This is a genomic window from Myroides sp. WP-1 (assembly GCF_014145635.1).
In the GTDB taxonomy this organism is placed as follows: Bacteria; Bacteroidota; Bacteroidia; order Flavobacteriales; family Flavobacteriaceae; genus Flavobacterium.
In genome coordinates, this window is the sequence record NZ_JACHTC010000013.1 from 1 (window position 1) to 17,275 (window position 17,275).

Consider the following 17,275-nt stretch of genomic DNA (forward strand, 5'->3'; position numbering starts at 1 on the left):
AGATTAAGTGGATTGAAAATAAACTCAATAATCGACCTCGTAAAAGACTTGGATACCTCACGCCAAACGAAAAATTTAAACAAATTATTAATCAGAATTCTGTTGCATTTGCAAGTTGAATTCAGCACAAACTTAATTTATTCTTATTAGCCTCTGTTTCTTTCGGAAATAAAAAGAATCCATTTTCATCAACTTTACCTACACTAATAATACTTGTCAGACTAAGAGCTCCTTGCCCTAAATCGTTAGTAGAAATTTTTATTGCAGTCGCAACCTCTCCAAATGTCTTAGCATCTTTCAAATATTTTTCAGACACAATCATATCTAATTTAGATTCGTTTACTGCAACACTCTTAATTTTATATTCTGTTCCCTTATTCTTTTTCATATTATTATGTAAAAGCAACATCGCGATAACAAAAGTAAAATCAACTCCATATTCATAATATTTATTAAAAGATGTTATGCCTCTTAAATAAACCTTCCCTTTATGTTCGACTAATCTATAACTTCTATGTTTGTTATACTCCTCATTAGTTAACGCTAACTTTTTAAAGAATTCAATATTTGCATTAGCTAGCTGAGCTTGTCCACTTTTAAATAAATAATTTGCATACTTTGTCATATCATATTCATCTAAAAATGTGTTTTTAGCATCGTAAATTGCAATAGCTTTTAGATCCTTTTTTACTTCATCAACATCAACATATTCTTCAAAATCAAAAACAATATTTTTTGTCTCAAACCCTTTCTCTTTAACCACATCTTCGTATACATTAATATCCTTAACTTGAGCTAAGATCGGATAACGATGGTAATCTCTACTATAAGTCAAAATCCGTTTATAAACTACATCTATATAATCAATAGAAATATATTCTTCCTTTATAGACTCTATTTCAAATTCTTTAAAAATCATTTCCTTATAAGGATGATCTACAATTAACTCGCATAATGTTTCTACCTTTAACTTTCCTCCACTTACTTCTGGATCAAGAAACATTGTTTTTTGGATAAAATTTTCCTCCATTTCTAAATCTTTGTTACTTTTTTAATACTATTAAACAATACACATACATCATCAGGATGTTCATTTAACATCTTTACCTGATACTTCTTTTCAAGTTGTTTTACAACCATAATCTAACTGTTAAAAAAATTATTAATTATTTCAAAACAGTAATTCAAAAACGTCTGTATCTATGTTAATTAGAGAAAAATATTTGTAACAAAGTATTTTTGTTTTAAATTTGTGCTTCCAACTCAAGAATAAAACAATTCTTCATTACAAAGTCTAACTCTAGCTCAGATTAGGCTTTTTTTGTTATTACCGCATGTTCCTATACTATTTTTAAAATATAATCTAAATATTGTATTTGTTCTTTACTAACACTAATCTTAGTTAATGCTTCACTAGGAGTATAAACAATTACACTATGTTTTAAAGCAAAATCTTTTACTGTACTCTCATTAGTTACTAGAGGAATATCCTTAATCATCGCATAATAGACTGAAGAAATATCAGTAATATCAATTTCAAGATTATCTCCACCAACTTTATAGTAAAATCTATAAAAATCATTATCTACATTAAATAAACTAAGATCACCATTATCGGCTAAATTTTTTAAACTCAATTTTTCATGCATGTCTAAATAATTATTAGTCAAATAAAGTGATGATACTTTAAAGACTCCATCTTTAATTAAATTCAAAGGACGCATAAATCCAATTAACTCAATATCATTTAGTACTATCTCTATCATAAAACAAACTCTTTACTAAATGAATTATTACTTAATACCTTAACAGGCAATCCCGATAATTGACTAGCAACACTCTTACTAAGAAGCTCTTCATTTAAACCTTTTGCTAACAAATAATTAAATCGACTAACTCTCTCCACGCCTTCATAAGGACTATCTTTATCTTTCCAAGACATGTATAGTTCTTTCCATTCTTTATATTTATCCCACCCTACTACACCAACATTTACAATCCTAACAAGAATAGCAAAAATTGATATTCCATATTTGCTTTTAATTCGTTTCAACTCCTCTAATGAAATACTGTTTTTATTCTCAATATAAGTCATAAGAGAATCATATGGCAACAACATTGCACCAGCAAAATAGTCACAAAAACGTTCAATGTTTTCAGATTTCTCAGATACTTCAAATTTCAAAATCAAATGCGCCAATTCATGTAAAACTGTAAATCTTCTTCTTGGTATATCCGCATTTCTTATATTAATAACTATTATTGGTGTATTCTTTTCCCAACACGAAAATCCAGCAAAGCTTTCATCATAATCCACTTCAAAAATTTTCACACCTAAATCCTCAAGAAAGCTCACCAAATCATAAATAGGAGTGGTCTCAAACTTCCACTTTTTTCTTAAATATTTAGCGACTTCTTCCACATCCTTATTACATTCAATTACATCAAAGTTTTTCAAAGGATTTTGAAATAGAATTGTTGCTTTTAATATCTTCTCTAATCGATTGTAGGCATCATATTTGCCATGTAATTCGGATAAAATTTGCTTTTCAAAAACTTCTTGAGTAAAATTAATCTTATACCCTTCTCTAAACTCAATATTTCTTAAACCAAATTCTTCAGAAGTATAAGTAGTCCCAAGTAATAATTCAGAAATACTAATGTTTAACCCATTCGATAATTGAACCAATTGTGAAGATTTAATCTCTCTTTCTCCTTCTTCAAATTTTTGAATATATGATTTTGAGAAATTGGATCTAATAGCTAAGTCTTCCTGAGAAAGACCCTGACTAATTCTCAACTCCCTAATTTTCTTACCAATGTTCATCTCTTTGTTTTTTTCAAAGATAAATAAAAAAAGCACACAAAAACAACAAAAAACAACAATTTTCAAACATTCTGTGTGTTTGGTGAAATTTATTAATCAAACTACTTATTAGATAACCTTCTGAACGAGGTAATTAACTGAAAAATTAAAATCCCTAAAAGAACTCTATGTAACAAGTCTATAAAATATAATATTGTTGATGTACTATCCCCATACGTACTAGAAAAACTTCTTGCAGGATTCAACATTTGAATGAATGTAGGTAGGTTATCTATAAATTCATATAACAGCACTTTACAAGAAATAAATTCTGAATCTATATCATAATGTATCTTTACTGAAAAAAAAGGCAAACAGAAACTATAAGTAATAAATGTTATAATAATTATCAATTTCAAAGCCCTCAACCAACTTAAACCATAATTATTTGTTTGTTGTACAATCATTATTACTTTATCTCCTACGGAATACTTTTTTGACGCTCTTAATTCGTCTCTATAAGCTCTCATTTCTCTAGCTTGAAATTCTAAACTATCTATTTGATTCCCTTTGGATTTTAACGCTTGTTTGATTTGGCGATATAATTCTCTTTTTTTTCTAAAACCTAATTCATCAGAGGGTGAGCTACTATTTATTTGAAGATTATCATCCAGAAACCATATTACATTAGAAGCTTCAATACCTTCAAAAGAAGCATTCCCTGCATTTATGAAATCGAAACTTTTAAAATCAAATTCATAAAATTTTGTATCTCCAAAACTAGTATTGTAAATTATTAATGAGCTATTCTTATCTTCATTTATTCGAGAATTTTCATTATATGCTTGACCACGATTAAATCTAACACTTCCCAAATTTGAAAAATCATTAAAAATGATACGCCTAAAACTGTTGTTATCAAAAATTAAATTCAAATTTTGATTAATTCCTTGAAGTCGAGTTTCTTCAATTTTCCAATTACGAATCTTCAATATCCCCTTTGAGCTAGTTGTAATAGGTAATGTAACCTTATTTAATTTTTCTCCCATACCGTCAAATTCAAAACCTTCTATAAAACTTGCGTCTGTAATATAAATTTCATTCAACCAAGACTCATAAGCATTATCTGAAATATCTCTATTTTCTAAATTTCCCATACGATGAAACACATCTCCGTGAATATTGAATTTATTAATTCGACTTCCCTCAATACTGAAAGAATCTTCAAAAATATTATCATTTAATGTGATACTTTCTGTACATTCGATATTCCAAAATTTAGCCCAATTACCAAATTTTGATTTAACTAAAGATATATTTCCTTTATTAGATTCTACTAACAAAGAACCAATAGTTGAGTTTTTTAGATCTAATTCTAATAAACAATTATCAATATCAATAGAAGATATAGTGCAGTTTTTTATTTTTAATCCAGCATAGCCAATTTTTGATTTAACAATTGTTATTGTTTTTAATACAGAATCTGATTGAATTAATATTCCTCTTTGAACCTTACAACCATGTACAAATATATCCCCATCCGATTCACAGTTACTTAAAATAATTCCGCCCTCATTATCATCCAAATTTAATGAACTAGAATTCTCAGTAGTATTTGTAACATTGATAAAATGAATCCCCTTTTTAAACTGACAATTCACAAAGTGTATCCCAAATTTGATATCAATATTACTAAATGTAACTAATTCATTAAAAATAACATTGCAAATAGACTTCACCTGCCAAGTAAAATTTTTTCCTGCCAAAAGTAATGGAGCATCTACTTTATATTCCTTTCCCTTAGATAAATTATCTTTAACTAATTCATCAAAAAAATCATTAGGATCTACTGCTATTCTCATATCTACTTATTTAATAAAAAACTCACAATTCGCAAGCTATATTAACAGAAGTAAAATTAACATTTTAGTAGATATAAATAATGCAGACATAGTTGTCTGCATTATTTATATCTCAAATTATTTCACAATCTCCAAAACCTCACAATTATAACCAACCTTAGCTCTTACCTGATTCAGTACCATTGCCTCGTATGCGTTCTTACCTCTGAATTCCATCATAACGAGAACATAATCATCATAAAGCGTATATTTCGTTTCAACGTGCTCAAAGCTCTTCCTATCATTCATATGCCTTTTGACGTAAACTAGAAGCTCTGAATGAGCTCCGTCCCATGAGCTAATACATTTACTCTCGAATTCTTCTTTTCGTTTTTTACGAGCTTGTACCTGTCTTTCTCCTTCTTGTTTTATTGTTTGTAGCGTATTAAAATCTCTTTTGTTCCTATCAACGCTTTTTCTTGGTTGTGATTACTCCAATTAGTATGAATGGCTTTTTACTTATTTAAAATAGAATAAACAGCCACATCAACAAACTGTTCACCGTGAAATTCACTTTCTTTAAAATACGCTTCTCGTACAAAACCACATTTTTCCACTACTCGAATTGATCCTATATTGTCTGGGTAAATAACCGCTTCGATGGAGTGAAACCTCAAAGTAGAAAATCCGAAATCGAGCAAGCGAAGAACAGCTTCTGACGCATATCCCTTTCCATAAAATTGAGGCAGAAACATATAGCCGATTTCTGTTCGGTAATGCTGTAATTTCATTCGATAAAATCCAATGGTGCCGATCATTTCTCCCGTTTCTTTTAAGGTAATAGTCCAATTGATACACTCTTTGTTCTCCATGCGTTCTTGAAGAGATTGAATATAATCTTCCGTCTCACTCACTTTCGTTGCCAAGGGAACTGGAATGTATTTCATCACTTCTGCACATGCGCGCATTTCAAATATTACATTGGCGTCACTTAATTCTGTTTGTCTCAAGATTAAGCGTTCTGTTTCTAATTGAGGAAATTCAGGTAGGTGTATTTCTAACATCGTGATAAGCTCTTGAATGAGGCTTAAAAGTAAGGAAAAACTCTGGTTCTCACCTAAAAATGAATACTTCTAATTTTTACTTTATTCTCCTTCAATACCAAAATCCTTATCTTTAACCGATTAAATTGCTACTTATCCTTTCAAAATTATGATGTTACAACTTCAGAAAAAAATAGGCTTTTGGACTTTCATTCTTTGCTTTTCTATATTTTTAGTGAGCTGTTCAAAATCATACAAAATCGACAATCCGTATGTAACCGCAACAGCTCCTTCTGCATATCAGGATCTAACCGATCGCGTTCAAAATGATGTTCTCTACCTGGATTATCTCAAGTTCGATGGCTTAGAAAGTATCTTTGCCATTGACAATATCCAAGACTTACTCATTCAACCCAACAGTCAGACAATTTTAGAAGATACACCCGTTGAAGTTTTAGCTCGTCGCTTGCGTTCCATAGAAAGGGAATCGCATGAACCCGATTTTCCTTGGAAGAACTTCAAAATAATGGAGGCACCCAAAGCTATTACCTTTAAAGGGCGTCCCGCAGCAGAAGCCACTTTTGACGTGCATGAATATGTCAATCGCATTGATGATACCATTTCGAAACGAGTAAAACGCATGGTTGTTTTTGTTGATGACGATCTGTGGAATATTGTATTGGCTCCTTCTAAATTGCAATTTTACAAAGAGGAAATGGAAATTTTTGAAACGATACTTGAAAGTCTTGAAATAAAGAAATAAAGGTTACATTTCACGGGATAAAAGTGGTTCTTTAATCATTAAAAATCAGTTACCCATTTCTTTTTTAAAAGAATAGTTCCAATTCTTTTCTATCTTTAAACAAAAAAATGCTACAAAAATTAACTTTTATCTGCGTATTGCTGTTAACTACTGTCAGCTTCAGTCAACAAACTGAATTCAAAGCTCCATCTTATGCAGCGATTGAAAAAAACGTCCAAGATACTTCTTCGAAGTTTTATTATCCTGAACTACTAAAAAAACTCAAAACAGGAAGTAATTCCCTAAGCACTAGTGAGTATGAACACCTGTATTTTGGTTATGTATTTCAGCCTACTTACAAACCTTATGGTATTTTTTCAAAAGATAAGGAGCTTCAAGTTTATTATCAAAAGGATCCCGATATGGAGGACATTCCAGCGTTAAAAATCTTACTCCAAGAAGCACTAGACGAATTTCCTTTTGATTTTACAGCGATGATGTTTCTTTCTTACATATATCACCTCGAAGGAGATGAAGAAAAATCAGCACTGCTATCTAAACACTTTGAGGGATTTGCTATAGCTATCAGAAACTCAGGTGATGGATTAACCTGTGAAACGGCTATGCACGTTATTTCTGTTTCTCACGAGTATCATATGCTTCAACTGTTTGATATAGAATCTATCGGTCAAAGTTTTGACGGTACCTGTGATCTCTTGCAACTCGATCAAGAGCAGTATACTATTCCAGGACTTTACTTTAATGTAAGTCAAATACAGAAAAAGAATCTAACGTTAATCAAATCCAACTAATAGAGACTTCTTTACAAGTCTAACCTAAACAAAAACAGCATGAATAAACTAGAAAAAACCGCTGAACTTCTCGATGAAACTCAATTTTGGAATCTTGTTAATGCTTCCCTACAATATTCGACGGATCAAAACTCACAAGAAGCCTACCTCATCCAAGCATTAGAACAATTAACACCAAAAGAAATGATTGGTTTTCGCTTGCGCACAGATCAATTGCTTTATGATACCTACAACAGTAGGATGTGGTGTGCGGGTTATTTAATGAATGGAGGTTGTTCGGATGATGGATTCGAGTATTTTAGAAATTGGGTAATTTCAAAGGGAAAAGACGTGTATTATCAGGCGAAAGAAAACCCAGATAGCTTAATTCAGTTAAAAGATCAAGCGGAAGATGAGCTGTTTGATTTTGAAAGTTTTTGGTACGTAGCATTAGAAGCCTTTGAAAATAAAACAGGCGAAGAACTCTATGACTATATCGATGATGATCAGGTTGAATTCAATGAAGGAAATTATCCATCTTTTGAATTTAATTGGAGCGATGAAGAACCCGAAAGCATGCAGAGACTTTGTCCTCAACTATTTGAGTATTTTTGGAGATAAACCCTATTATACAAATACATCTTACATTCAAGGCACAACAGCAATACAATGTTATCATTTAGGGCTCGCTTTTTATTTCTTTTTTCCAAAATAAGGACAAAAATAAAACACTTTAAATCGGTTTAACCAACACAACATGAATTCCATTTTCTACGATCAAACAAAATATCCAAAAATAGCACTACAAGCTATCACAGTGCCTTTATTCGCAATTCCAATATTCACTTATGTCTATGCCTTAGAAACAGTATTCGTTCTGCTTCTCGCTTTTGTTTTTATCCTCTTAGCTATAGGAGGTTACTATATGTATAAAACACAACTAACGGTTGAACTAACATCTAAAGGGGTGTCTTATACCCTACAATCATTCTCAACAAAAAAGGGACAAATTCCTTTTTCTGAAATTATAAACATAGATGTTGTTTCCTTAGATTACACCACCAAATTCGGAGGTTGGGGCCATCGAAAAAACAAAAATGGAGAGGCTTTTATATTTAATGACGGATCATTTTTACACGTACAAACCGCCAAACAACAATATTATTTCTCTATTTCGGATGAACAAAAAAGAGCTTGTAAAAGAAGCCTAGAACAATATAAACAAGAAAAGGAATAATGCTTACGCATTATTCCTTTTTTGTATGTTGAAACAACCAATTGTACAAATCAATATGGCGGTATAAATCTTCAACACTCCCGTGATTTCCTCCTTTTACCACTTGCAATTCTACAGGCGCTTTTGCATTACAATTCAATGGCCTTTAGTAGGGGCAATGATCCAAAACTGATACGCCGTTTGATCTAAAATAGCTTGGGATTGTGCTGATAACGTAAAGGAAATCAACCCCATAAGTAAAACAACTAAACGCATATATTTTTTTAACTAAATATAGTTGTATTCAAACAGTAAAAAATTTACAATTATTGTAATTTCTCTGTCTGTACATTAACAAAATAATAGATTAATATACAAGGTTATTAGTATAAACAGCACAACATTCTGGAAAACCATTACATATATTATGTTAATAATTATATAAATAATTTAACAAAGTAATAATATGTTCTATTTTTAGAGCTATATCAAAAAATAAATTCAAAAATAAATGAAAAAACTACTTAAGGCCTCATTAGTAGCGAGTCTTAGCTTATTTCTGTTCAATTGTAGTTCGGATGATAGTGCAATTCCTACTATAGAAGGACCTTGCCCTGGACCAGAGCCTATTGAGATGGAAAAAACATACTATCTTAGTACTATCGAGCAAAATTATTATAATGAGGATGAGGAGTCCAATAAAAAATTTCTACTTCAGGTCAATTACAAACTAGAATATAATCCTGATTTTAAATTACATAGAATTTTATACACAGATAAAGGCACTACGGATAATGAAGTTATAAGAGAGCAGTTCCTTGAAATGCATCATACGTTAGATACTCAAGGAAGATTAGAAACATTCACTCTGAAAGATGCTTCTGATTCTGCTATTGTTGAAGAGTACACGTACACCTATACGAATGATTTATTGCAATCAACAAAATATGATTTAGTGGCTCAAGGTGGGACATTCATAGCTAATTTTCAATATAACGAAAACAAACAGATGATGACCAATAACGCATTGGGAGCCAACCTACTCGTTGATTACTCTTATAACCAAATCAATCAAATCGATCGATTTAAGGTAAATGGTCAAGGAATTAAATTAACGTATGACGATAAAGTATCGCCTTTTTACAATCTTCCCTATGACTTGACTAGTTTAATTATTAATTTCAATTATGTATTTCCCTATACGTATAAGTTTCCTAATAATATAACTTCCTTTGCTATTGGAAGCGAAGTGGCAGATGTTGATTTCACATATAATGAAGGTAATTTACCTACAAAAGCGATCTATTATGATGGAAAAAGAGAAGACAATATAATAGCCTTTGACGTCACTTATACTTACATAGTGAAAGAAACAGCAATTAAACCAGAAGATACTCCAAAAACCGATTAGCAAATTAATCGGTTTTTTATAGTTCACACAGAGTTTTTAAACTGCTTTTAGCTTTTGTTTTTATCCTCTTAGCTATAGGAGGACACTATATGTATAAAACACAACTAACGGTTGAACTAACATCTAAAGGGGTGTCTTATACCCTACAATCATTCTCAACAAAAAAGGGACAAATTCCTTTTTCTGAAATTATAAACATAGATGTTGTTTCCTTAGATTACACCACCAAATTCGGAGGTTGGGGCCATCGAAAAAACAAAAATGGAGAGGCTTTTATATTTAATGACGGATCATTTTTACACGTACAAACCGCCAAACAACAATATTATTTCTCTATTTCGGATGAACAAAAAAGAGCTTGTAAAAGAAGCCTAGAACAATATAAACAAGAAAAGGAATAATGCTTACGCATTATTCCTTTTTTGTATGTTGAAACAACCAATTGTACAAATCAATATGGCGGTATAAATCTTCAACACTCCCGTGATTTCCACCTTTTACCACTTGCAATTCTACAGGCGCTTTCGCATTACAATTCTTAATGGCCTTTAGTATGCTTTTTGATTCTTTTAGCGGAACAATAAAATCTTTATCTCCGTGAATTAATTTAATAGGAAGACTTGTCAAATTACAGGCATCCTTATTTTCACCACCCCCACAGATAGCAATAGCCGCTGCTAAACGGTTGGCGTATTTACTCGCATATTTCATGGTTCCGTAACCACCCAAACTCATTCCTGTAACGTAAATTCGACTTTCATCGATCGCATAATGTTCGATCATATATTGCACAACCTCATCTACTTTATCTGGATTCCAAGGTCCAGAGGGCAACTGTGGAGCAACCAAATAAGCAGGAATCTGCAATCCCTTTTTCTCTATTCCTCTTAAGGGACCATAGCGTTTAACACGCTCAATATTGGTTCCTGACAAACTTCTTCCATGCAAAAAGATGACTAATGGATTCTTTTCTTGCACTTCAGTAGGGGCATTGACCCAAAACTGATACGCCGTTTGATCTAAAATAGCTTGGGGTTGCGCTGATAACGTAAAGGAAATCAACCCCATAAGTAAAACAACTAAACGCATAGATTTTTTAACTAAATATAGTTGTATTCTCACTAAAATCATTAAAATACAACTCTTTTCTTTTTTCATGCGTTGGTTTTAAATGCTACCTCATATACAAATAAAAAATACTCATTTATTTTGTTAACACCAATTTGGCTATTATTGTTAATTATGTTTTTTTTTAATTAAAATAATATAAAAATGAAACAAATTTTAAAATCATTAACACTAGTAAGCACACTTTTTCTCTTCGTTAGTTGTAGTTCAGATGACAGTAGTAATTCTGGACCAGATAACCCAGATAACACTGAAAATCAATACTTGATCAATACTATTGAAAGAAAAACATACCGCGAACAATCATCATCCCTATTGGTAGTGAATACACTAGAGATGGTATATGATGAAGAAAATAAACTAAAACACATCTTATATAAAGAGGATCATTATAAAAACGATGAAATAGCCATGACTTACAATTTCCTCATGGAATACGTGTTAAACAAAGAAGACAAACTACAGTTTTTTGGAATCAAAATCAACAATGAGTACAGTCATAAATATAATTATAGTTATATCGACAACTTATTATCTAACGCTAACTATCAGTTAGTAAGTCAGAGAGCTACTTTTAACAGTACATTTACCCATAATGGAAAAGGTCAAATGACCAAGAACGACACATCCGAAGCAAATCTTCTTGTCCTTTACAGTTACAATAGCAAAAATCAAATAAACACAATCAAACTAAATGGACAAAATAATAAAATCACATACGATAACCATACAACCCCATTTACTAATCTTCCTTTAGACCTAACTAGTTTCCTTATTGGGTATGACTATGCTTTTCCGTACAGCTATACTTTCCCCAATAATATAACTTCAATAGAATCTAATACCGATTTAACTACTATAGAATACACCTATAATGACGTTAATCTTCCTGTTCAGGCAAAAAGATACTATAAATCTAATAACACCCCAAAGCACCTTTCTAGCGAAATAAAATATAGTTATCACCAAATAAAGAATACAAAATAGGTTAATATATACGAATCACTTATTAAAAAAAACGAAAGCCGATGAACGCTAAAACTCATCGGCTTTGTTATTTACACGATTAACGATTCCTCTCGCGATATCGCATAGGACTTTGGCCGATATACGTCTTAAAATAACGGCAAAACGTCGTTGAATCCGCAAAGTGCAATTGTTCTGCTATTTGATAAATGGGCCAATCGGTGGCTGTTAAATACGTTTTGGCTTTAATAAGCACTAATTCAGTTATCACTTTCGAGATAGATTTTCCAGTGCGTTGGCGAATCAGTGTGGTTAAATACTTCGGAGTCAACTTAAGCTGATCGGCATAAAAACGCACAGATTTCTCTACAAGATAATGCTGATGCAACAAATTGTAAAATTGAAATACAATAACGTCTTTGCGCGAACTCGGTTGCATGGCCTGCTCTTCTTGTTGATACACGCGATTGACTTGTGCAATAAACGAATACAAAAGATAACGCAAGGCGTCTGTTTGAAAAATAGACACCTTATCTTTCTGTTGTTGAAAGAGGAGGATATACTGATCAAAAATAGCTTGATCCGCTTGTTGTAAAGTTACCACGGGCTGCTCAATCAATACATTTAAAAAATTGTAATTCGTCGGCAAAATCATCTCGTCTATATCTCGGAAACTAAAGACCAAATGAACACATTGAAAATCTTGACTAGGTTCTTGATTCAACACCAAACTTTGAGGTAGCAACGTTAGAAGTGTCCCTGTCGCTAAGACATATGCTGTATCGTTTATTGTTACACTTGCTGTTCCGGCACAACAATACGACAGGACAATCTGTCCGTCCTGATGGTTTGCAATTGGATTCGACAACGTATAGCAATCGTTGGATAGTAATACTTGAATAGGCATTTCGACTTGGTTTACTTCAACTACAAATATAACCTTTTGCACATTAATAGTTTCGAATCATCGATAACTACCTCACTTTAAAACAAGTACTTTGCACAAAATAACGATGACTATGCAATCTATTCCAGTCACTATTAAAAATAAAACATACACTTTGCACATTGCTTATCAAGAAAACGATACCCTGCGCAAGGCCTTCAATTCCATGACCTATGATTTTTGGGAATTTACATTTGAATCTTACTATCAGTCGGGATTTTGGGACGACACTTGTCTTATTTTTTCTCTCTTTGAGGGTGAGACTATTGTTTCTCATACTACCTTGAGTTTATTTACTGTACCAACAACAGATCAACAACTTCGCTTGGGTCAACTCGGCACGGTAATGACACATCCTGACTATACCAAACGGGGGTTATCACGATTTTTAATGGAATATGTCTTTGAGGCATATCGCGATCAATTGGACGGGTACTTTTTATTTGCCAATGAAACGGTTTTGGATTTCTATCCCAAATTTGGATTTGTTGCAGCGCCCGAATTTCAAGCGTCAAAGAAGTTTAATAAACAACCAAGTAGTTGCGAAATTCAACGATTAAATCTCACCGATAATCAAGATTTACAACTGTTTCAACATTATCTCAACTACGGAAAAACAGCTTGTCGTTTTGATACTCAGAGTTATGGTTTAGCTCATTTTTACTGCTATGCTAATCCTGAATTTGGATTTGCAGATTCGATTTATGTCATTCCCGAATTGGAAACGCTACTTATCGCTCAACAAGAAGAAGATAATTTATTAATTTTTCAGGCCTATTATCTCGATCAAAATCAACTAGAGGACGCCTTCCATGCATTAGCTACAGAATACACAACCCGTATTACGTTAGGCTTTACTCCTGTATCAAACGATTATACCTTCACCCCTTACAAAGAAGAAGATTTAACTTTATTTGTGACGCCTTCGCTAGTTCCATACTTCACAGAACAGCAAACAATGATTCCGCTATTATCACATACCTAAAAAGGAGAGCCTCTGCTCTCCTTTTCTATTACGGTATAAATCGTTCTGTTCTCAATTTTTCAAATAGATCAAAAAAGGAATCACGCGTTGTTTGATAGGCAGAAAAACCCAATTGTCTACTTTTAGACATTTCTGTTACAACTTCAAGCGGTCGACCTAAGTCTAGATCTGTATGCCAAGGGGAAGCAAGCTGATTCAAATCGGTTATTTTTAATCCATGTGCTAGTCCTAGTTCTTTCCAAAGGCTTTCTTTTCCTTCTAGTTGTTTTTGAAGTGGTCGAATCTCTTTATCAAATCCCAATGCTTCAATTTCAAACCAAGCGGCTAGTTCAAACCAAAGTTGATTCCATCTAAAAACATCGCCATTGACAATATTAAACGCTTGATTGGCGGCTTTCTCTTCTTGTGCAGCCCATACCAACTGCTTAGCTAATTGTTTGGCATCAGTTACATCAGACAACCCGTTCCATTGTGCTTCAGAACCAGGCCAAATCATAGGTTTCCCCTCTGCCTTACAGATACTAGCATAAACAGCCAATGTTGTTCCCATGTTCATTAGATTGGTTCCTTTTGCACATCCCACAATTGTATGCGGTCGGTGGATACTCCACGTAAATCCATCACGAGCAGCTGCTTGATACACTTCATCCTCTTGATTGTAATAAAAATTCGGCAATGGCAATCTAGGGTGTTCTTCCCTTACGGGTGTTAGAGGTAGTTTTCCGCTCTTTACATAAGAGTCAAAAGGTCCGAGATAGTGCTTTAATCCCGTGACTAATGCCACGTGTTTCACTGTATTCTTAGGCGATAAAGCCGCTAAAACATGTCGAACTAAAGCGCTGTTCAACTGAATATTCTCGTCTTCATTTGCACCGCGCATCCAAGTAGTAAAGAAAACGTGAGTAGGCGCTACCGAAGCTAAAGCCTTTTCGAGTTCACTAACTTGTAAAATATCTGCTTTTACGGGAATTAAACCTTCAATACCCACCAAAGGATTACGCGCCAAACCGTAGGTAGTCCAACCTTGCGCGATCAATTCTTCAGCTAAATTGCTTCCTGCAATTCCACTTACTCCAACAACTAATGCACTGTTTTTCATCTGTTCTTATTTTACAGTCAAAGGTAAAAAGGCATGAACTACAAACCTTTGATCTATAATAAGAACGACCCTTGATCTAGATCAAGGGTTTTATTTCTTTTTGTATTTGATACGACTAAATGTCTCAGGTGTTAAACCTAAAAAAGAAGCGAGTAAACTCTGCGGAATACGCTGTAATAACTCGGGATACATAGCAATAAGGCTTATGTATTTTTCTTCTGCTGAATACGTCTGAGCATGAACCAAACGCTGATCTTTTGTTGCTAAACTTCTTTCATATACCAAGCGAAAATAGCGTTCCATGGCGGGAACTTCATCCAACATGCGTTCGTAATTTTCTTTAGACAACAACAAAAGTTCACAATCTTCCATCGCTTCGATAGCTAATGTAGCAGGTGTTTGAAAAAGAAAACTTTGAAAATCGGCAATCCACCACCCTTCCCAACCAAAGAGATTAACATTTTCATTGCCTTTTTCATCTAAAACGTAAGATTTTAAAAGACCTTCACTCACAAAGGCAAAATCTACACAAATGTCTTCTTCTTGTAATAAGAATTGACGTCTACGCAATTTCTTCACGCGGAAAAAAGAAAACACAACTTCCTTTTCTTCAGTGGTTAACGTTACTTTTTGGTCGATGTGTTTAAACAAATTTTTATAAGGCATAATTCAAAGAGTGAATCCCAAATATACTAAACCTTAGTGCTTTATTACATATTTTTATCCCAATTGCTGTAAATCCTGTTGTACTTTTTACCAATCCTATTGGTTTTCGTATACCTTTGTATAACAATACTTAAAAACAGGAAAGCATGCATAACTTGGACGAAATCGATTTAAAGTTACTCAACTTACTATCAGAGAACTCGAATGTAACTACCAAAGAACTCGCACAACAGGTGAATTTATCATCTACTCCTGTTTTTGAACGCGTAAAGCGATTAGAACAAGAAGGTTTCATCAAAGGATATATTGCCTTAATTGATGCTGAAAAATTAAATCGCGGTTTTGTTGTATTCTGTAACATCAAACTCAAACAACACGAACGCGTAATCAACAATAAATTTATCGAAGATATCTTAAACATTGAAGAGGTTGTAGAATGCTATAATATTTCTGGAGAATACGACTTCTTACTTAAAGTATATGCCAATGATATGCGCCATTACCAAGATTTTGTCTTCAACAAATTAGCTATGGTTGATAGTATTGGAAGTACACATAGTTCATTCGTTATGCGCGAAATTAAAAATGAACACAACATAAAAATAAGTTTGCTATAGTTTCCTCTATAAACCAATAGAGTATTAACCTAATAGAAATAGAAAAAAATGCAGCCTTTTAGTAGATGCTGATCCAACTACTTCTTTTATTAACTTCTGACTAGAAACTAGCTATACCTATATTGACTTATTTAGCTATTGCCTATAGGGCAAAGGTGCTGCTAAGATACTTGGTATGTTCAATGTGTATTTTACAAATTTTATTCGTTTTCAGCACATTAATTCTTAGTTTTGTAAGAAAAGTAAGTCTATGAAAAACTATATTAATGTATTTATCCTAGTAATTATCGCAATTAGTTGTGGTACAAAGGACAAGTCAAAAGAAGTCTTGCAATTTGAACAAAGAGAATTTGTACAAACAACAGACAACTGTATTGAAGATGAATGCACGTCAATTCGACTGAGTATTCCCCTCATTACCAATAAAGAACATGAAATTGCAACGAAGATCAACCAACGCATCTTGGGTACAATTGACGAAATTGTCGCGGTGGATGAGGTAACAGCAACGAGTAAATCTCCGGAGGAATTAACTAAAAATTACATTGCTAATTACAATGCTTTTAAGACGAAATACCCCGACGAAACACTACCTTGGAAGGCTGAAGTAGAGGGAGATATCACATTCTATTCTTCTGAATTGCTTTCAGTTGCGCTCGAATACTATACTTTTGCTGGCGGAGCATATGGCTTTAAAAGTGAAGTAGCCTTAAACTTCAATCCCAAAACAGGTGAACTGTATAAGATGGAAGATTTAATTGGCAACTGGGAAGAGTTGCAAAAATTAATGGCTCTACAACTCAAAGATAAAATGGATATTTGGAAGAACAATAATCAATTGGAGTATCCAGAAAGTATTTTCTTTTATGAAGATACGGTCGGATTTTTGTACAATGCCGTTGATGATACAGCGCAATACAACGGTCCTACTAAAATTGATTTTCCAAAAGCGAGTATTCTCCCTTTCTTAAAAATAAACCTTGAACCTACAACAACAGAAGAATAACGCATTGACCTT

General features: G+C 32.9%; 20 protein-coding genes and 1 pseudogene. 11 read left to right on the plus strand and 10 right to left on the minus strand.

Features of this window, described 5'->3' with window-relative positions; translation table 11 throughout:
* A pseudogene (locus tag H4K33_RS11720) lies at positions 1-119 on the plus strand (IS30 family transposase); the annotation flags it as partial.
* 2 nt (positions 120-121) lie between these two features.
* On the opposite strand, the gene H4K33_RS11725 reads toward H4K33_RS11720, so the two are convergent.
* The 6 genes from H4K33_RS11725 to H4K33_RS11750 all read right to left on the minus strand — a co-directional run bounded on the left by H4K33_RS11725 (position 122) and on the right by H4K33_RS11750 (position 5,711).
* Entirely contained in the window at positions 122-1,030 is a 909-nt protein-coding gene (locus H4K33_RS11725; RefSeq protein WP_182649166.1) for a hypothetical protein, read from the minus strand.
* A gap of 310 nt (positions 1,031-1,340) precedes the next feature.
* Complete coding sequence (locus H4K33_RS11730; RefSeq protein ID WP_182649168.1) at positions 1,341-1,766, minus strand: hypothetical protein; 426 nt, start codon at positions 1,764-1,766, stop codon at positions 1,341-1,343.
* Positions 1,763-2,827 (minus strand): ImmA/IrrE family metallo-endopeptidase, encoded by a 1,065-nt coding sequence (locus H4K33_RS11735; protein ID WP_182649170.1) that lies wholly within the window; start codon positions 2,825-2,827, stop codon positions 1,763-1,765. The genes H4K33_RS11730 and H4K33_RS11735 overlap by 4 nt, the downstream gene beginning before the upstream one ends.
* Positions 2,828-2,928: 101 nt before the next feature.
* Positions 2,929-4,668 (minus strand): hypothetical protein, encoded by a 1,740-nt coding sequence (locus H4K33_RS11740; protein ID WP_182649172.1) that lies wholly within the window; start codon positions 4,666-4,668, stop codon positions 2,929-2,931.
* A gap of 117 nt (positions 4,669-4,785) precedes the next feature.
* Positions 4,786-4,956 carry a hypothetical protein gene (locus tag H4K33_RS11745; RefSeq protein ID WP_182649174.1) on the minus strand — a complete coding sequence of 57 codons (171 nt, stop codon included), beginning with the start codon at positions 4,954-4,956 and terminating at the stop codon, positions 4,786-4,788.
* A 206-nt stretch (positions 4,957-5,162) separates the two neighbouring features.
* The gene (locus H4K33_RS11750) at positions 5,163-5,711 is read right to left on the minus strand and encodes a GNAT family N-acetyltransferase (RefSeq protein ID WP_182649176.1); all 549 of its coding nucleotides are present in this window, start codon (positions 5,709-5,711) and stop codon (positions 5,163-5,165) included.
* A gap of 148 nt (positions 5,712-5,859) precedes the next feature.
* On the opposite strand from H4K33_RS11750, the gene H4K33_RS11755 reads away from it, so the two are divergent.
* The 6 genes from H4K33_RS11755 (at position 5,860) to H4K33_RS11785 (ending at position 10,251) form a co-directional block, all read left to right on the plus strand.
* On the plus strand, positions 5,860-6,453 hold the full coding sequence (locus H4K33_RS11755) for a hypothetical protein (protein WP_182649179.1): 594 nt from the start codon (positions 5,860-5,862) through the stop codon (positions 6,451-6,453).
* Positions 6,454-6,560: 107 nt separating this feature from the next.
* Positions 6,561-7,244, plus strand: coding sequence for a DUF4919 domain-containing protein (locus H4K33_RS11760; RefSeq protein ID WP_182649180.1), 684 nt, complete (start codon positions 6,561-6,563; stop codon positions 7,242-7,244).
* Positions 7,245-7,283: 39 nt separating this feature from the next.
* Entirely contained in the window at positions 7,284-7,844 is a 561-nt protein-coding gene (locus H4K33_RS11765) for a DUF4240 domain-containing protein (RefSeq protein WP_182649182.1), read from the plus strand.
* Between the two features lie 136 nt (positions 7,845-7,980).
* Positions 7,981-8,460, plus strand: a complete 480-nt coding sequence (locus tag H4K33_RS11770) for a hypothetical protein (protein WP_182649184.1) — start codon at positions 7,981-7,983, stop codon at positions 8,458-8,460.
* Between the two features lie 490 nt (positions 8,461-8,950).
* On the plus strand, positions 8,951-9,850 hold the full coding sequence (locus H4K33_RS11780) for a hypothetical protein (protein ID WP_182649186.1): 900 nt from the start codon (positions 8,951-8,953) through the stop codon (positions 9,848-9,850).
* Positions 9,851-9,939: 89 nt separating this feature from the next.
* On the plus strand, positions 9,940-10,251 hold the full coding sequence (locus H4K33_RS11785) for a hypothetical protein (protein ID WP_182649188.1): 312 nt from the start codon (positions 9,940-9,942) through the stop codon (positions 10,249-10,251).
* 10 nt (positions 10,252-10,261) lie between these two features.
* Here the strand turns inward: H4K33_RS11785 and H4K33_RS11790 are convergent, their stop codons facing one another.
* Positions 10,262-10,918, minus strand: a complete 657-nt coding sequence (locus H4K33_RS11790; protein ID WP_370576678.1) for a prolyl oligopeptidase family serine peptidase — start codon at positions 10,916-10,918, stop codon at positions 10,262-10,264.
* Between the two features lie 204 nt (positions 10,919-11,122).
* Here H4K33_RS11790 and H4K33_RS11795 point away from each other — a divergent pair, with 204 nt between their 5' ends.
* The gene (locus H4K33_RS11795) at positions 11,123-11,965 is read left to right on the plus strand and encodes a hypothetical protein (RefSeq protein ID WP_182649190.1); all 843 of its coding nucleotides are present in this window, start codon (positions 11,123-11,125) and stop codon (positions 11,963-11,965) included.
* A 79-nt stretch (positions 11,966-12,044) separates the two neighbouring features.
* Here H4K33_RS11795 and H4K33_RS11800 read toward each other — a convergent pair whose 3' ends face one another.
* A complete protein-coding gene (locus H4K33_RS11800; RefSeq protein WP_182649192.1) occupies positions 12,045-12,851 on the minus strand; it encodes an AraC family transcriptional regulator in 807 nt (268 codons plus the stop codon).
* 112 nt (positions 12,852-12,963) lie between these two features.
* On the opposite strand from H4K33_RS11800, the gene H4K33_RS11805 reads away from it, so the two are divergent.
* Positions 12,964-13,875, plus strand: coding sequence for a GNAT family N-acetyltransferase (locus H4K33_RS11805; RefSeq protein WP_182649194.1), 912 nt, complete (start codon positions 12,964-12,966; stop codon positions 13,873-13,875).
* A 28-nt stretch (positions 13,876-13,903) separates the two neighbouring features.
* Here the strand turns inward: H4K33_RS11805 and H4K33_RS11810 are convergent, their stop codons facing one another.
* Complete coding sequence (locus tag H4K33_RS11810; protein ID WP_182649196.1) at positions 13,904-14,974, minus strand: SDR family oxidoreductase; 1,071 nt, start codon at positions 14,972-14,974, stop codon at positions 13,904-13,906.
* A 90-nt stretch (positions 14,975-15,064) separates the two neighbouring features.
* Complete coding sequence (locus H4K33_RS11815; RefSeq protein WP_182649198.1) at positions 15,065-15,640, minus strand: Crp/Fnr family transcriptional regulator; 576 nt, start codon at positions 15,638-15,640, stop codon at positions 15,065-15,067.
* Positions 15,641-15,786: 146 nt separating this feature from the next.
* On the opposite strand from H4K33_RS11815, the gene H4K33_RS11820 reads away from it, so the two are divergent.
* Positions 15,787-16,257: an Lrp/AsnC family transcriptional regulator gene (locus H4K33_RS11820; RefSeq protein ID WP_182649200.1), complete on the plus strand. Its 471-nt coding sequence runs from the start codon at positions 15,787-15,789 to the stop codon at positions 16,255-16,257.
* 250 nt (positions 16,258-16,507) lie between these two features.
* Positions 16,508-17,263, plus strand: coding sequence for a PdaC/SigV domain-containing protein (locus H4K33_RS11825; protein ID WP_182649202.1), 756 nt, complete (start codon positions 16,508-16,510; stop codon positions 17,261-17,263).
* Positions 17,264-17,275 lie beyond the last annotated feature (12 nt).

Coding starts and splice junctions, on each gene's coding strand:
- H4K33_RS11725 (WP_182649166.1), bottom strand. CDS start 1,030: ATGGAGGAAAATTTTATCCAAAAAACAATGTTTCTTGATCCAGAAGTA.
- H4K33_RS11730 (WP_182649168.1), bottom strand. CDS start 1,766: ATGATAGAGATAGTACTAAATGATATTGAGTTAATTGGATTTATGCGT.
- H4K33_RS11735 (WP_182649170.1), bottom strand. CDS start 2,827: ATGAACATTGGTAAGAAAATTAGGGAGTTGAGAATTAGTCAGGGTCTT.
- H4K33_RS11740 (WP_182649172.1), bottom strand. CDS start 4,668: ATGAGAATAGCAGTAGATCCTAATGATTTTTTTGATGAATTAGTTAAA.
- H4K33_RS11745 (WP_182649174.1), bottom strand. CDS start 4,956: ATGAATGATAGGAAGAGCTTTGAGCACGTTGAAACGAAATATACGCTT.
- H4K33_RS11750 (WP_182649176.1), bottom strand. CDS start 5,711: ATGTTAGAAATACACCTACCTGAATTTCCTCAATTAGAAACAGAACGC.
- H4K33_RS11755 (WP_182649179.1), top strand. CDS start 5,860: ATGATGTTACAACTTCAGAAAAAAATAGGCTTTTGGACTTTCATTCTT.
- H4K33_RS11760 (WP_182649180.1), top strand. CDS start 6,561: ATGCTACAAAAATTAACTTTTATCTGCGTATTGCTGTTAACTACTGTC.
- H4K33_RS11765 (WP_182649182.1), top strand. CDS start 7,284: ATGAATAAACTAGAAAAAACCGCTGAACTTCTCGATGAAACTCAATTT.
- H4K33_RS11770 (WP_182649184.1), top strand. CDS start 7,981: ATGAATTCCATTTTCTACGATCAAACAAAATATCCAAAAATAGCACTA.
- H4K33_RS11780 (WP_182649186.1), top strand. CDS start 8,951: ATGAAAAAACTACTTAAGGCCTCATTAGTAGCGAGTCTTAGCTTATTT.
- H4K33_RS11785 (WP_182649188.1), top strand. CDS start 9,940: ATGTATAAAACACAACTAACGGTTGAACTAACATCTAAAGGGGTGTCT.
- H4K33_RS11790 (WP_370576678.1), bottom strand. CDS start 10,918: ATGGGGTTGATTTCCTTTACGTTATCAGCGCAACCCCAAGCTATTTTA.
- H4K33_RS11795 (WP_182649190.1), top strand. CDS start 11,123: ATGAAACAAATTTTAAAATCATTAACACTAGTAAGCACACTTTTTCTC.
- H4K33_RS11800 (WP_182649192.1), bottom strand. CDS start 12,851: ATGCCTATTCAAGTATTACTATCCAACGATTGCTATACGTTGTCGAAT.
- H4K33_RS11805 (WP_182649194.1), top strand. CDS start 12,964: ATGCAATCTATTCCAGTCACTATTAAAAATAAAACATACACTTTGCAC.
- H4K33_RS11810 (WP_182649196.1), bottom strand. CDS start 14,974: ATGAAAAACAGTGCATTAGTTGTTGGAGTAAGTGGAATTGCAGGAAGC.
- H4K33_RS11815 (WP_182649198.1), bottom strand. CDS start 15,640: ATGCCTTATAAAAATTTGTTTAAACACATCGACCAAAAAGTAACGTTA.
- H4K33_RS11820 (WP_182649200.1), top strand. CDS start 15,787: ATGCATAACTTGGACGAAATCGATTTAAAGTTACTCAACTTACTATCA.
- H4K33_RS11825 (WP_182649202.1), top strand. CDS start 16,508: ATGAAAAACTATATTAATGTATTTATCCTAGTAATTATCGCAATTAGT.